Annotated in this window: 12 protein-coding genes and 3 pseudogenes; 8 read left to right on the top strand and 7 right to left on the bottom strand. The window is 57.7% G+C overall.

Going from position 1 to position 14,141, the window contains the following annotated elements; translation table 11 throughout:
• Positions 1-24 precede the first annotated feature (24 nt).
• Positions 25-1,923: a cytochrome c/FTR1 family iron permease gene (locus tag BLT55_RS21650; protein ID WP_055001953.1), complete on the top strand. Its 1,899-nt coding sequence runs from the start codon at positions 25-27 to the stop codon at positions 1,921-1,923.
• 215 nt (positions 1,924-2,138) lie between these two features.
• Positions 2,139-2,369 (top strand): hypothetical protein, encoded by a 231-nt coding sequence (locus BLT55_RS21655; protein ID WP_055001952.1) that lies wholly within the window; start codon positions 2,139-2,141, stop codon positions 2,367-2,369.
• 88 nt (positions 2,370-2,457) lie between these two features.
• On the opposite strand, the gene BLT55_RS21660 is transcribed toward BLT55_RS21655, so the two are convergent.
• Both BLT55_RS21660 and prlC read right to left on the bottom strand, forming a co-directional pair.
• Complete coding sequence (locus tag BLT55_RS21660) at positions 2,458-2,745, bottom strand: YheV family putative zinc ribbon protein (RefSeq protein ID WP_055001951.1); 288 nt, start codon at positions 2,743-2,745, stop codon at positions 2,458-2,460.
• Positions 2,742-4,793 (bottom strand): oligopeptidase A, encoded by a 2,052-nt coding sequence (gene prlC, locus BLT55_RS21665; protein ID WP_055001950.1) that lies wholly within the window; start codon positions 4,791-4,793, stop codon positions 2,742-2,744. Before prlC ends, BLT55_RS21660 begins: the two co-directional genes overlap by 4 nt.
• A gap of 112 nt (positions 4,794-4,905) precedes the next feature.
• Here prlC and BLT55_RS21670 point away from each other — a divergent pair, with 112 nt between their 5' ends.
• Complete coding sequence (locus BLT55_RS21670; RefSeq protein WP_055001949.1) at positions 4,906-5,451, top strand: gamma carbonic anhydrase family protein; 546 nt, start codon at positions 4,906-4,908, stop codon at positions 5,449-5,451.
• 162 nt (positions 5,452-5,613) lie between these two features.
• Here the strand turns inward: BLT55_RS21670 and BLT55_RS21675 are convergent, their stop codons facing one another.
• Positions 5,614-6,669: an aminopeptidase gene (locus BLT55_RS21675; RefSeq protein ID WP_055001948.1), complete on the bottom strand. Its 1,056-nt coding sequence runs from the start codon at positions 6,667-6,669 to the stop codon at positions 5,614-5,616.
• Between the two features lie 248 nt (positions 6,670-6,917).
• On the opposite strand from BLT55_RS21675, the gene BLT55_RS21680 reads away from it, so the two are divergent.
• Both BLT55_RS21680 and BLT55_RS21685 read left to right on the top strand, forming a co-directional pair.
• On the top strand, positions 6,918-7,277 hold the full coding sequence (locus BLT55_RS21680; protein WP_082438218.1) for an Abi family protein: 360 nt from the start codon (positions 6,918-6,920) through the stop codon (positions 7,275-7,277).
• A gap of 112 nt (positions 7,278-7,389) precedes the next feature.
• Complete coding sequence (locus BLT55_RS21685) at positions 7,390-7,851, top strand: Abi family protein (protein WP_082438217.1); 462 nt, start codon at positions 7,390-7,392, stop codon at positions 7,849-7,851.
• Between the two features lie 134 nt (positions 7,852-7,985).
• Here the strand turns inward: BLT55_RS21685 and BLT55_RS21690 are convergent, their stop codons facing one another.
• Positions 7,986-8,963 (bottom strand): IS5 family transposase, encoded by a 978-nt coding sequence (locus BLT55_RS21690; protein WP_007247761.1) that lies wholly within the window; start codon positions 8,961-8,963, stop codon positions 7,986-7,988.
• A gap of 249 nt (positions 8,964-9,212) precedes the next feature.
• Between BLT55_RS21690 and BLT55_RS21695 the strand changes: the two are divergent.
• Both BLT55_RS21695 and BLT55_RS35115 read left to right on the top strand, forming a co-directional pair.
• A pseudogene (locus tag BLT55_RS21695) lies at positions 9,213-10,948 on the top strand (OPT family oligopeptide transporter).
• A 157-nt stretch (positions 10,949-11,105) separates the two neighbouring features.
• Positions 11,106-11,258, top strand: a pseudogene (locus tag BLT55_RS35115) (PA0061/PA0062 family lipoprotein); the annotation flags it as partial.
• A 99-nt stretch (positions 11,259-11,357) separates the two neighbouring features.
• On the opposite strand, the gene BLT55_RS21705 reads toward BLT55_RS35115, so the two are convergent.
• Entirely contained in the window at positions 11,358-12,782 is a 1,425-nt protein-coding gene (locus BLT55_RS21705; protein WP_055001182.1) for an IS1182-like element ISPsy6 family transposase, read from the bottom strand.
• A gap of 71 nt (positions 12,783-12,853) precedes the next feature.
• On the opposite strand from BLT55_RS21705, the pseudogene BLT55_RS21710 reads away from it, so the two are divergent.
• Positions 12,854-13,132 (top strand): annotated as a pseudogene (locus BLT55_RS21710) (PA0061/PA0062 family lipoprotein); the annotation flags it as partial.
• Here the strand turns inward: BLT55_RS21710 and BLT55_RS21715 are convergent.
• Together BLT55_RS21715 and BLT55_RS21720 are read right to left on the bottom strand one after the other, a co-directional pair.
• Positions 13,133-13,366, bottom strand: a complete 234-nt coding sequence (locus BLT55_RS21715; RefSeq protein WP_005894724.1) for a DUF1161 domain-containing protein — start codon at positions 13,364-13,366, stop codon at positions 13,133-13,135. It lies immediately after the preceding pseudogene.
• Between the two features lie 108 nt (positions 13,367-13,474).
• On the bottom strand, positions 13,475-13,906 hold the full coding sequence (locus BLT55_RS21720; protein ID WP_007248363.1) for an OsmC family protein: 432 nt from the start codon (positions 13,904-13,906) through the stop codon (positions 13,475-13,477).
• Positions 13,907-14,141: the final 235 nt, after the last annotated feature.

The raw sequence follows: 14,141 nt of genomic DNA on the forward strand, positions 1-14,141 counted from the left end.
TCGCATTCTTGTTGAGATTCTGCAATGCCCCTCCGCTCTCATGTCCTTGCCTGGCTGCTGACGCCGCTATTGATGCTGTGCAGCCTCAGCACTTTTGCCGACCCTGTTGAAGGTGCGGCCCAGGCGCTGCATCTGCTGGATTACCTCGGCGCTGATTACCCGGCTGCGGTAGCAGATGGCAAGGTTGTGGCCGACGCCCGGTATCAGCAGCAGCTTGAAAACCTGACCGCGCTGCAAGGCTTGATTGTGACGTTGCCGCAGCGGGCCGAGCGCGCAGAACTGGAGCAGGGCGTTGCGGAGCTGAAAAGTGCCGTGACCAGCCACAAGGACAGTGCGCAGGTTGCACGTCAGGCACGGCAATTGGGCGCGAAGCTCGCGCTGGCCTATGAAGTCAGCCAGGCACCAGCTATCACGCCGGACCCGGCTCGTGGTGCGCCGCTGTATGCACAGCATTGCTCGGTCTGCCACGGTGACAGCGGCGCGGGAGACGGCCCGGCAGGCATCGGTCTGGAACCGCCACCGTCGAACCTGCGTGACGCGGCGCGCCTCGATCGCCTGAGCCTTTACGACCTCTACAACGCAACCGGTCTGGGCATTGCCGGCACCGACATGCCCGCGTTCGTCGATCAACTGGATGACCGCCAGCGTTGGGACGTTGCTACCTACCTCGCCAGTTTCAGTGCGCAGCCGGTCGCCAATCCCGCCAAGACCTTCAATATCGCCGACCTGGCTCGCCAGACGCCCGCCGAAGTTCTGGCTGCCGAGGGCCAGGACGCCGCCGCGACGTTTCGCGCTCAACGCGCGCAGCCGCCACAAGTGCAGCGCGGTCCGGCCCAACTGCTGGATTACACCAGTGTAACGCTGGACAAGAGCATCGCTGCCTACAAGGCAGGCGATCACGAGCAAGCCTACGACTTGTCGGTCGCAGCCTATCTGGAGGGCTTCGAGCTGGTCGAAAGCTCGCTGGACAACGTGGACGCGAATGTCCGCAAGGACACTGAAAAGAGCCTGATGGCCTACCGTCAGTCGTTGCAGGACGGCCTGCCGTTGCCGCAGGTTGCGCAAAAACTGGAAACGGCGAAGTCCAGGCTTAAAGAGTCGGCTGGCCTGCTGGGCAGCGACGGCCTCAGTCAGTCACTGAGCTACATCTCGGGCCTGTTGATCCTGCTGCGCGAAGGGCTGGAAGCGATTCTGGTGCTGGCAGCGATTCTGGCGTTCCTGCGCAACACCGGGCAACAGTCTGCCGTGCGCAGCGTCAATATCGGCTGGGGGCTGGCGCTACTGGCCGGGTTGGCTACCTGGGCGCTGGCGGCTTACGTGATCGATGTCAGCGGCGCGCAGCGTGAGTTGCTGGAAGGCGCCACCGCTCTGTTTGCCAGCGTGATGGTGCTCTGGCTCGGCGTGTGGATGCATGACCGTCGTCACGCGGCCGCGTGGCAGGATTACGTCAAGAGCAGCCTGGTCGGCGGTGGCGGCCGATTCGGGTTCGCGGTGCTGGCATTTTTCTCGGTGTATCGCGAGCTGTTCGAAGTGATCCTGTTCTATGAAACCCTGTGGTTGCAGGCTGGCCCGGCTGGCCACGATGCGGTGCTGGCGGGCGGCGCCACGGCGCTGGTGCTGTTGGTGGGTCTGGCATGGGTCATCCTGCGCGGCTCGGCGAAACTGCCGCTGTCGATGTTCTTCGGCATCAACGCCGCGCTGCTCTGTGCGCTGTCGGTGGTGTTCGCCGGTCATGGCGTCAAGGCGCTGCAGGAAGCAGGCATATTCGGCACCCGGCCGGTGCCATTCTTCGAGTTCGACTGGCTGGGCATTCACGCCGACCTATATTCGCTCAGCGCACAGGCCATCGCTCTGATTGCCATCGCGGTGCTTTACGGGCGCAGCCTTCTGGCAGAGAAACGCAGGGTTCAGGCAACGGACTGATACTTTTGCAGATGCAGGACAAGTGACATTGGTCGCTTGTCCTGCGTTACCTTTCGGTGAGCCCTTGCTGCGTGCCATCCCGCTGTTTCCAGACCCTGTACAAACAACCACCTGCCATTTCTGTCAGCAGACGCCTTTTTAGTTCAGGCCTAGTGTAGTGAAACGCCAACTCGGCAACCGGGGACTGGCGCATTTACCTGAGAACGAGGTGGGTGATGGCCAAGTACGAGATACGGTTGTGGGCGGAAGATACAGCGCGACATAACCATCCTGTAATAGCCATTGAGTTTTATGAGGACGATGAACTGCAAGAGCATGTCCTGATAAAACTTTACCCTCATGGGCGATACGAAATAATTGAAGGCGAATTGGGCAGGGACGAGGCGATGCTGCAGGTTTTGGCCTTGGCGTTCAGGAAGAAGGTCGCTGAGTTAGTGGCTTGGTAAAAACACGATTGAAATCTTCGTCGCTAAAGGACAACTAAAAAAGGTTCGCTCAAACGAGCGAACCTTTTTATCGAGACTGAGCCAGCCCTCAGTCCAGATCAACCGGCTTCTTCAACTTCGGATTGGGAAAGAACTGCACACCCTGCACTTTCGGATCTGCCGGTTTGACCACCGCCTTGTTGACCCGCGTGCCCAGCTCCTTCGGGATCGAAAGCCCCTGTGCATTGAGCGTATCGCTGTAGCCGCAGCCGACGCACTCGCGGTGCGGCACGTCGTCTTCGCTCCACATCATCAGCTTGTCAGGCTCGCTGCATGCCGGGCACACAGCCCCGGCGATAAAGCGTTTTTTGGTAATGACTGCCGGTGTCTCAGTCATGCTGCCGCATCCTCACTCAAGCCGCTGTGACGCAACAATGCGTCAATCGACGGCTCGCGTCCGCGGAAGTCGACGAACAGCACCATCGGCGCCTGCGATCCGCCACGCGCGAGAATGGCTTCGCGGAAAGCCCGTCCGGTTTCTGCGTTAAGCACGCCGTCTTCTTCGAACTTGGAGAACGCATCGGCGGACAATACTTCGGCCCACTTGTAGCTGTAATAACCCGCTGCGTAACCGCCTGCAAAGATGTGCGCAAAGCTGTTCGGGAAGCGGTTGTAAGCGGGCGGGCGCATTACCGACACTTCGTCACGCACGCCTTCCAGCACGTCAAGCACACTGCGGCCATCGCCATGCGTGGCATGCAGCTCGAAGTCGAACAGCGAGAACTCAAGCTGACGCACCATCATCAGACCGGACTGGAAGTTCTTGGCCGCGAGCATTTTCTCCAGCAGGTCCTGCGGCAGTGGCTCGCCGGTTTCGTAATGACCGGAAATCAGCGCCAGACCTTCAGGCTCCCAGCACCAGTTTTCCATGAACTGGCTCGGTAACTCGACCGCATCCCAAGCCACGCCGTTGATACCGGAAACACCGGCATGCTCGACGCGGGTCAGCAGGTGATGCAGACCGTGACCGAATTCGTGGAACAGGGTGGTCACTTCGTCATGGGTCAGCAGCGCAGGCTTGCCCGCCACTGCCGGGGTGAAGTTGCACACCAGATTGGCCACCGGGCTTTGCAGCGTGCCTTCAGCGGTGCGGCGACGGTCGCGAGCGCCGTCCATCCAGGCACCGCCACGCTTGTTGGCGCGGGCGTACAGGTCGAAGAAGAAGCGCCCGACGTGTTGGCCGTTTTCCTTGATCTCGAACAGACGAACGTCCGGGTGCCAGGTATCGAAGCCTTTCTGCTCGGCGATTTCGATGCCATACAGACGCTGAACGATAGAGAACAGGCCGTTCAGCACCGTATCGATAGGGAAGTAAGCGCGCAGAATTTCCTGAGAAACGCTGTAACGCTGCTCACGCAACTTCTCGCCGTAGAAACCGCTGTCCCAGCTTTGCAGATCCGCGCAGCCCTGTTCGGCGGCATACGCCTTGAGCTGCTCAAGGTCCTGAGCGGCGAACGGTTTGCTGCGCTTGGCCAGATCACGCAGGAAGCTCAGCACCTGATCGCTGGACTCGGCCATCTTGGTCGCCAGGCTCAGCTCGGCAAAGTTCGCATAGCCCAGCAGTTGCGCCAGCTCCTGCCGCAGATCGAGAATCTGCTCCATGACCGGCGTATTGTCGTTCTTGCCAGCGTTGGGGCCTTGGTCCGAAGCACGGGTGCAGTACGCCGCATAGACTTCTTCACGCAGGGCGCGGTCTTCGGCGTAGGTCATCACCGCGTAATAGCTCGGGAATTCCAAGGTAATCAGATAACCATCGAGGTCTTTGGCCTTGGCGGCGGCAGCCATCTGCTGCTTGGCAGAGTCAGTCAGGCCGGCGAGGGCGGACTCGTCAGTAACCAGCTTGGTCCAGGCCTGAGTGGCATCGAGCAACTGGTTGGAAAACTGGCTGCCCAGCTCCGACAGTTTGCTCTGCACTTCGGCATAACGTTTCTGCTGCTCGGGCGGCAGATCGATGCCGGACAGACGGAAGTCACGCAGCGCCTGCTCCAGAATGGTCTTTTGAGCCACATCGAAACTGGCCGCTTCAGGGCCATTGGCCAAGGCTTCATAGGCCTGGAACAGCTCGCGATTCTGGCCCATCTCGGTGGAGTAGGCGCTCAATGCTGGCAGGCAGGATTCATAGGCTTCACGCAGTTCGGCACTGTTGCACACGGCATTCAGGTGGCTGACCGGACTCCATGCCGCGCCGAGGCGGTCATTCAATTCGTCCATGGTCAGCACCAGCCCGGCCCAGGTCGGCGTCGAGCCCTGTGTGGCGAGGATGTCGGCAATCGCGGCACGGTTGTCGGCCAGGATCTGTTCGATAGCAGGTTTGACATGTTCGGCACGGATCGCCGAAAAGGGTGGCAGGTCGTACGATTGCAGAAGAGGGTTGTTCGCGCTCACGGTTTTGCACCTTGCCTGGAAGAAACACCCAGCCATCTTAATTACAATCGACGCCGACCGCAGCAACCAAACCCGTTCCGGGTGTCTATCACTGCCAAAGAAGGAGCCTATCGTGGCCATTCGCAAGTTCCAGGACCACACCCCAGCCCTCGGCGAACGGGCCTTTGTCGACCATTCGGCAATCGTCATCGGCGACGTCGAAATAGGCGCCGACAGCTCCATCTGGCCGCTGACCGTTGTGCGCGGCGACATGCACCGCATACGTATTGGCGCGCGCACCAGCGTGCAGGACGGCAGCGTGCTGCACATCACCCACGCAGGCCCCTTCAACCCGGACGGCTTCCCGCTGCTGATCGGTGACGAAGTGACCATCGGCCACAAATCAATGCTGCACGGCTGCACCATCGGCAACCGGATTCTGGTCGGCATGGGCACCACCATCATGGACGGCGCAGTTGTTCAGGACGAAGTGATCATCGGCGCAGGCAGCCTGGTGCCACCGGGCAAAGTGCTGGAAAGCGGCTTTTTGTACGTCGGCAGGCCGGTTAGGCAGGTGCGTGAATTGACCGAAAAGGAAATCGCCTTTTTTCCGTACAGCGCCACCAACTACGTGAAGCTCAAGGATCAGCACCTGGCTGAGGGGTTTGATAAGGCCTGACTATCGTTCCTGTTACACATGGGTCCGCTTTTGATTCTGGCCGAAGGCCGTGGGAGCGAACTTGTTCGCGAAGAGGGCGGTTCAAACGCCCTGTATATGAGCACGACACTGGCCTCTTCGCGAGCAAGCGAAGCGTCGCCCGGCTCGCTCCCACAAGGTAGCTCAAGGCATCAACTGTTGCAGCGCCGCCTTGCGCGCCTCAACCGGCATTCCGCCTAACTTCTCTACCGCTTGATAAAACGCCGGCCAATCCCCGTTCACCTGCCTGAACAACGCCGCAAAAGCCGGCACCCATTGGTCATACAAACCAAACGGCAGCAGCTTGGCGTTGTTCATCGGGCTGTTGATCCAGCCATCGAAACGCTTGTCACCCGCCCACTGCTCATCACGCAGCGCCCGGTAATCACGGCGCAGCTGTTCAAACTCCGCAGCCTTGCGCGCCCGCATAACCTCCGCCGACAACGGCTGACGATAAAGCGCCTTGAGCCGCTCGCGAGTCTCCAGCACCAACCGAATGAACTGATCACGCCGCGCCGACTGAGAAACACTCTCCGGCGGCAAGCCCCGCGCCGCACACCACTGCCGCGTGCCTTCCTGCTCGACGAAGCTGGCGTAGGACTCATTGAACTCAGTGTCGTCCTTTACGTAAAAACGCTGATGCGCCAGCTCATGAAAAATCAGCGTCGCAAGACGCTCATCGCCCCAACCCAGCATGGAGCTGAGGATAGGGTCATCGAACCAGCCCAGCGTCGAATAGGCCTCTACGCCACTCAAATAAACATCCTTGCCCGCCTGACGCTGCAACGCCGCCTCACCACGCGCCCCGCCAGGGCTGTAATAACCGCGATACGCGACACACCCGGCAATCGGAAAACAGTGCGTGACCGGCTCCAGCGAAAACTCATCCGTGGCAAACACATTCCACACCACATAAGGCCGACCCAAGTCCGCATACAGGCGATAACTCTTGTTATCTGGAAGATGCAAATGCTCGCTGGCAAAAGTACGCGCCAGTTGCGATCGGGCCAGATGCTCGCGCAACCCGGCATCCCGAGTCGGGTCGGCAATGATCTTTTCCACTGGCTCGCGAGCTTGTAGCAACTGCCACTGGCCGTGGGCCAACTGGCCGTAGTAGGAAACGCTGGAGCAGCCGGCGAGCAGCGTGAGTGCTAGCAGCGATAGCAGATGGCGCAGGTGTGAGGCAGAGGGTCTGGGCATGGAGGGCAGGGCTTGGGTGGCTTGGGTATGGCAATGTTATGCCGGACGAGCGTGGGGGTTTGCAAGTGACGTGAGGGGCAGCACTCTACAGCCGAAACCAGGCTCGTTGATCAAATTTGATTGACAGCTTGCCAGCGCATCAATAGCCTTGGGCCCAAGAATAACCCCCACGCCTCGGGCGGGACCTGTCCCGTACTGCGCACCAGGGGGTTAGTTTTTTCTATACCTTGCCAGCAGGAAGCTAAGGTTTGTCGCACCTCCCCGCCCTTTTTGATAAGCCTGCAAAAACCCCTCATGCACTCCTTCGCCACCTGCGTAAGAAGGGATTGGACACACAAGGTCAAACAGAGATAGCACTTCGCGCTTTGCAGTTTATCGGCCATTATCGACTCCTGATCTACATGCGCCCTCTGCAGAATTCAGCCAAGCAGTTTCATCCGTCTGTAAAGTTTGATGATATCCTGGCGCTCTACGATTTTGATCGAAAACTGCGACTACTTTGTCTGGATGGCATCGACCGTATTGAAGTGGCGTTTCGTTCAGCAATAGCCAACACATTGGCTAATCATCGTGCCTGCGGCCCCCATTTTTACCTAAGGAGGCGCTGATTTATTCGATTTTTCGTCCCTGCAACGCTCTGGAGGCCTTGATTTATCTGGGGGCAACAGCTGGGTTTTAGAATAAATCAGCGTCTCCCTAAATGCTATTCATTTTCGGAATATGGAAGAGCATCGCGCTTTTCTGAAACAAGTGATGGGGCTTCGAAACCAGAGCCTTGCAATTCAGCATTATTACAACAACTATAACACTCCGGCTTTTCCGCCTATCTGGGTCGTGTTAGAGCAGATGACCATTGGCCAACTGTCACGATTAATGGCAGGACTGCATCTCGATCACAAGAAAAAAATTGCAGCGTGCTTTGGTTATAACGAAGGCGTATTGGGCAGTTGGCTAAAAAGTCTTACGCTGCTACGCAATATAAGTGCTCACCATAGTCGATTGTGGAATGCATCAATCACATCCGATACACCCCAATATGCGAAGTCAATAAAGAGCGAGTTTCCGACAGAGGCAGATCGAGGGCGTCTATTTGCACGAGCAGTGGCAGTGCAAGCCTTGCTACAGGTAATTGATCCTACGGCGGACTGGAAACATCGTTTTAAAGCGTTAAGGAGACGCTGAACAATTAACCCGTTCGCACCGTCCCCATTTCCAAGCCGGTTTTTTTCAACCTGCCGGCCTTATTTTACGTTTCTCGAGCAGATTTCTGCCCTCATTTTGCTGAAAGGCGGGCCAGTCCCGCCTTTCAGATGGATTTATCCTGCCGTCTGTTGTAAATACCGCTTGGCCAGCATCAGATTGGCCAACCCAAACAAACTGAACAACTGCGCTGTATTCTTTTCCAGCCCACGGTAGCGAACCTTGCGATGATTGAAGCGCACCTTGATTACCTGGAAGGGGTGCTCGACCTTGGCACGCAGTTGCGCCTTGGCATATTCAATTTTGCGCTTGACCCGATACAGCACGCTGCCTTCGCCGTGCTGCTTGTAACTGCTTGGCCGTTCTGCAATCGACCAGATAACGTCCCGTTCAGCATGCTCCGGTCGCTTGGCCGCACCGGTGTATCCAGCGTCACCCGAAACATAGGTTTCGTCACCGTGAAGCAACTGGCCAACCTGGGTGACATCCGCCACGTTAGCGGCCGTCCCTACTACGCTGTGCACCAGCCCCGACGTGGCGTCTACACCAATGTGGGCCTTCATCCCAAAGTGCCATTGATTGCCTTTCCTGGCCTGATGCATCTCAGGATCACGCTTGCCTTCTCGGTTCTTGACCGAGGGCGGCGCGGCGATCAGAGTAGCGTCGACGATAGTGCCTTCCTTGAGCAGCAGCCCCCGGCTGGCCAGATGCTGGTTAATCGTTTCAAACAGCAGCCGGGTTAGCTGATGGACTTCCAGCAAGCGGCGAAAACGCAGCAAGGTGGTGGCATCCGGTGCAGACTCGCGACCCAGGTCGATACCCATAAAACCGCGGATGGCCTGGCTGTCGTAGACGGCATCTTCGCAACCTTCATCGGAGAAACCGAAACACTGCTGCACGACGTACATGCGCAACATGCGCGACACCCCTATCGCAGGGCGTCCGCGCTTGCCTGCGGTGTTGCTATAAAACGGCGCCACTTGCGCCTCCAGCAGGGCCCAGGGCACCAACTGTTCAAGGTCAGCCAGGAAGCGATCTCGGCGAGTCTGCTTTTTCTTGCCGGTATATTCGAGTTCGGAGAAGGTCTTCTGCACGCGCGTAACGCTCACGGAGAGGGAGGCTGTTGAAGGAACTTAGTGTGCCAAGGGTGGGGACAGTTGGCTATTTTTGCAGCGCCTCCCTAGGAAAAGCCGGATTGACCCCAGCTGTGTTAGGTTTGCCTGCCGACTGGGAGCGTCGTCCTTTTTGGAATTAATCATGCTGTCGTGACAGATTCCGTTAATAGATGACCTTCGACAGGTCCAACTCATGCCCCTCTACGCCCATCGCCGAAAGGATTCCGCATGCCAACATCCCCCATTCCGCAAATCCCCCCGGTCCAACGCGAGCTCAGCCTGCGTGCCGTCATCACCGGCATCGTTCTGGGCATTCTGCTCACCCCCTCCAATGTCTACGCGGACCTGAAGATCGGTTGGTCGTTCAACATGTCGATCATTGCTCTTTTGATCGGTTACGCCATCTGGCAAGGGCTGGCCAGGCGCTCGCCCAATCAGCCGCCGTGGACGTTGCATGAGAGCAATATCAATCAGACGGTAGCGTCAGCCGCCGCATCGATTATTTCCGGCGGGTTGGTGGCGCCGATTCCGGCTTATACGTTGTTGACCGGGCAGCAGCTGGATGCGATTCCGATGATGGCGTGGGTGTTTTCGGTGAGTTTTCTGGGGATCTGGATTGCGTGGTATTTGCGGCCTTCGTTGCTCAATGACTCGTCGCTGAAGTTTCCCGAGGGCATGGCAACGCTGGAGACGCTGTTGCACATTTACAACCACGGGCGGGAGGCGGCGACACGGTTGAAGGTGCTGCTCAGTGCGGCGTTACTGTCCGGGTTGGCGAAGTGGGTTGATACGTTTGTCTGGGCGTTCCCGCGCTGGTCGCCGAGTGTGCAGTTGGAGCGTTTGACGTTTACCGCAGACCCTTCGCTGTTATTGGTAGGGTTCGGTGCAATCATCGGCATTCGTGTGGGTGTGACGCTGTTGCTCGGTGCCTTGCTGGCGTGGGGTGGTCTGGCGCCGTGGTTGTTGGCTCAGGGGCTAGTGACGTTGCCCGCAGGGAGCAGTGGCCCGCAGTTCGCGGCACTGGTGGAGTGGCTGTTGTGGCCGGGTGTGAGTTTGATGGTCTGCTCGACGCTGGCGTCGCTGGCGATTCGGTTGTGGGGGCTGCACAGGTCAACCAAGGCGAGCAACGGGAGAATCTGGGCAGTACCGAAAACCGGACCTGCGTTCGGTCTGGTGTTGTCGATCATTCTGGTGGTGAGCCTGCAAGCGCTGTTGTTCGGCATCAATCTGTGGATGGCGTTGCTGACCATTCCTCTGGCGATATGCCTGGCTGCGGTGGCTGCGCGAGTGGTGGGGGCGACGGGTATTCCGCCGATTGGCGCAATCGGGCAGTTGTCGCAATTGAGCTTTGGCATCGTCGCGCCCGGGCAGGTGACGATCAACCTGATGAGTGCCAATACGGCAGGCGGTTCAGCCGGGCAGTGCACGGATCTGATGAACGACTTCAAGGTGGGCATGGCAATCGGGGCCACGCCACGCAAGCAGTTGGTCGCGCAGACGCTGGGGATTTTCGTCGGCAGTATCGTCGGGGTGCTGGCTTATATGGCGCTGATTCCAGACCCGCAAAGCATGTTGCTCACCGAGGAGTGGCCCGCCCCGGCGGTCGCCACCTGGAAGGCCGTGGCGCAAACCCTGACGCACGGGCTGGACTCGTTGTCGGCGAGTATTCGCTGGGCTATTTTTATTGCAGGCTTGGCGGGGTTGTTGCTGGGCATCCTCGACAGCACGTTGCCTGCCCGACGTGCCCGCTATTTGCCGAGCGCTGCGGCATTGGGCCTGGCGTTTGTGCTACCGGCGTCGGTGTCGTTGATGATGGCCCTTGGTGCAGTGATCACGTGGCTAGTGAGCTGTCGCTGGGCGAGCCTTACCGAGCGCTTCGCGATTACCGCAGCGGCGGGTTTGATCGCCGGGGAGAGCGTCACTGAGTGGGTGCCTCGTTGTGGCAGATGTTTGGTAATGGGTGAGTGGTGGCCTATTCGTGAGCAAGCTCACTCCCACATCCGCCTTGCTCGCGGAAGCAATCTTCCAGTCGAAGGATCTGCACACGCCTGTCACGCGTGCACGCGTGTGGCATGGTATGACCCAGCAACACCTCAACCCAAAAACCCCGGGACCACGACAATGCGCCTCATAACCCTGATAACCGCATTAACCCTCGCCGGATGCGCCGGTCCCCTGCCTGCGGTTGACCCGAACATGGCGTGGGTCGACATGCGCACCCTGACCGGCCAGTTGATCATGGCCGACAAGCTCGATGGCGAAAACACCTACGACGCAGACTGTGTGAAAACACACTGATGAAGGCCCAAGCAAACGCCCCGACTTGTTCGGGGCGTTTTTTTTGTATTGGCAGCAGACGAAAAAAATGTCCGCTCAGCCCATCAAAGCCATCAGATGGCGCACACCGAGCACTTTAATCGCTCGTTTCAGGTTATAGGCATTCACCGCCAAGGCCATTTCAGCTTTTGTACCCTCCAGTTGTCGCAGCAAGAAACGGCCATTACCAAATAGCCATTGCTTGAGGTTGCCGAAGGGGTGCTCAACGATGGATCTTCGGTTGGCCATCATCTCAGGATGCGCCTGCATTCTTTGCTCCATCCGCTCGAAAGCCTCTTCATGGGCATGTCGTGAGACATAACGGCGCCGGGCTCGAGTGCATTGCGTTTTCAGCGCGCAGTTGGCGCAGTCATCGACCTCAGCCTGATAGATCCGATCACCTTTGTTGTGCTGTTTTAGCGTTAACCATTTGCCTGCCGGACACTGGAAACGATCGTGTCCGGTCTCATAGATAAAGTCTTTTCGCTCAAAGAGCTGCTCTTCCTGACTGCCAGGGTTTTTCGAACGATTGGGCGGTACATAGGCCGTAATCGAAGCATCCTCGCAGGCCTGAAACTGCTTGCCATTGGAGTAGCCGGCATCGGCAGTGACCGTCAGATCATCTTGCTGTAACTCTGCTTTGGCGGCCTTGGCCATCGGCTCCAGTTGCTTTCGGTCATCGCCATCTTGGGTGACCTCATGATGCAAAATCAGGCAATGCTCGGCGTCCACGACGGTTTGCACGTTGTAGGCCACACGTGGCCCTTTGGCCGTGCGCATCATTCGGGCATCGCTTTCATGGGTGTTGAACTGCTCGATGCCCATCGAACGCATCAGTGCCTGGCAACTCTGATTATCCTGTTGTCGAGCCTCAAGCTGTGCCAGGGCTACCTTGATTGCGCTGCGATCAATTGAATCTGTGGTTTCAGCCTTGTCGGCCTCATCCAGCTCGGCCAGATACTGAGCGATGCGCTTATCCAGTTTTTCTTCCTGGCGCTTGAGCTGCTTCAAATTCACATGACGCCGTGAGGATGCGACCGCCTGAAACTTGCTGCCGTCGATGGCCACCAACTCACCGGCGATCAAGCCTGCCGTGCGACAAAACCGAACGAAAGCACGGCAGGTCGCGATGAAGGCGGGTTTATTGTTCTTGCGAAAATCGGCGATGGTCTTGAAGTCGGGCTTGAGCCGGTTGATCAGCCACATCACTTCGATGTTGCGCTGACACTCGGCTTCAAGACGTCGCGATGAGCGAATCCGCTGAAAATAGCCGTAGAGGTAGAGTTTTAGCTGATCGGCGGGATCATAAGCAGGGCGCCCCGTGCTTTTTGGAATCGCTTTATCGAAGCCCAGTTGCACCAGATCGAGCCTGGCAACGTACAGGTCAATGACACGAACGAGGTGATCCTCGGGGATCAACTCTTCCAGCGAGACCGGGAATAGGCTGGTCTGGCTGCGGGACTCACCTTGGATGTAGGCCATAACGAAAAATGCTCTGTATCTTTCGATACGGAGCATTTTCTTTGAGCGCTGCGCAGATTGCTAGGTTTTCACACAGTCTGGACGGGCGCTATTTTCAGGTGACGCTTGGCCGTCATGAGTTGCAGGTGCGGTATGACTACGAATACCGGTCGGGCGGCATGGGGATGATCGGCGATGAGTACACCGAAATCACCTGCTACGTCAGTGTTCGTTACGACCATTTCGCCGCAGGGCAGCGTTACATGCTGGAGGTGCGCTCACTGGCCAACAGTGTCGATGCCTGGCTTTACGATGAGAAACGCAACGTAGTGGCCGAAGAGGAGGAAGAGGGCGGCGTGCACTGCATCTGATCAGCGATCGTTACGCTGGTAGATGATTTTTTTCGTGCCGTTATCGCAGGTGCCGACGACCATATTCGGGTCGGTGGCTTCTTCGTTGGCAACGATTTCCAGCGTGTAGGACGTGACGTTGTTGGCCTGGATCTTGGCTTCGATTTCATCCTTGAGTTCTTCACAGGATTTCGGCGCTGCCAGCGCGCTGGTCGCCAGTACGGTACAGGTCACTGCCAGAATAAAACGTTTCATGCTCGACTCCTGATCAAACTCAAACCACGCGCCGATGGACGCATGACCGGTGAAGCAAGCCAGCTTTATACAGTAGATACAGGAGCGCACAAGGCGCTCCTGCACGGATCAGCTCAACAATGTGGCGTCCAGCGTGATCTTGGCGTTCAACACCTTCGAAACCGGGCAGCCTTCTTTGGCCTGCTTGGTCAATTCGTCGAATTTCTCTTGTGTTGCGCCCGGTACTTTGGCCTTGAGGGTCAAATGCACAGCGCTGATTTCAAAACCGCCTTCAATCTGGTTCAGCGTGACATCAGCCTGGGTGTCGATGCTTTCAGCGGTAAGGCCCGCATTGCCCAGAATCATCGACAGCGCCATCGAAAAACAGCCCGCGTGGGCCGCGCCGATCAATTCTTCGGGGTTAGTGCCCTTGCCGCCTTCAAAACGTGCCTTGAAGCCGTAAGGTGCTTCGCGCAACACGCCGGTTTCCGTGGAGATGCTGCCGATACCGCTTTTCAGATCACCTTCCCAGTGGGCAGATGCTTTCTTGACGATGCTCATGGTCGCTCCTTTTGGAATGAATGTGGATCATTACTCGTTACAAGGTTCTGAGGATAGCAGGCTCTGGAAAGTTCAACCGTCGGAAAGACCTACCGTTTAAGGAAGGTCTGAAAAAGCCTTTTCTTCAAAAGTCGAAGCCAGTAAATACAGGCGCTCCAGCCCGGTTCCTCTCCAAAAAAATGGGCTTTTTCAGAGGATACTTAAGTAGGTTTTTATCCGTCTACCATTGAAAAGC

It is taken from the genome of Pseudomonas cannabina, from assembly GCF_900100365.1.
GTDB classification, from domain to species: domain Bacteria; phylum Pseudomonadota; class Gammaproteobacteria; order Pseudomonadales; family Pseudomonadaceae; genus Aquipseudomonas; species Aquipseudomonas cannabina.

Coding starts and splice junctions, on each gene's coding strand:
- BLT55_RS21685 (WP_082438217.1), top strand. CDS start 7,390: ATGGAAGAGCATCGCGCTTTTCTGAAACAAGTGATGGGGCTTCGAAAC.
- BLT55_RS21705 (WP_055001182.1), bottom strand. CDS start 12,782: ATGGCCTACATCCAAGGTGAGTCCCGCAGCCAGACCAGCCTATTCCCG.
- BLT55_RS21660 (WP_055001951.1), bottom strand. CDS start 2,745: ATGACTGAGACACCGGCAGTCATTACCAAAAAACGCTTTATCGCCGGG.
- BLT55_RS21675 (WP_055001948.1), bottom strand. CDS start 6,669: ATGCCCAGACCCTCTGCCTCACACCTGCGCCATCTGCTATCGCTGCTA.
- BLT55_RS21715 (WP_005894724.1), bottom strand. CDS start 13,366: ATGAAACGTTTTATTCTGGCAGTGACCTGTACCGTACTGGCGACCAGC.
- BLT55_RS21655 (WP_055001952.1), top strand. CDS start 2,139: ATGGCCAAGTACGAGATACGGTTGTGGGCGGAAGATACAGCGCGACAT.
- BLT55_RS21650 (WP_055001953.1), top strand. CDS start 25: ATGCCCCTCCGCTCTCATGTCCTTGCCTGGCTGCTGACGCCGCTATTG.
- BLT55_RS21720 (WP_007248363.1), bottom strand. CDS start 13,906: ATGAGCATCGTCAAGAAAGCATCTGCCCACTGGGAAGGTGATCTGAAA.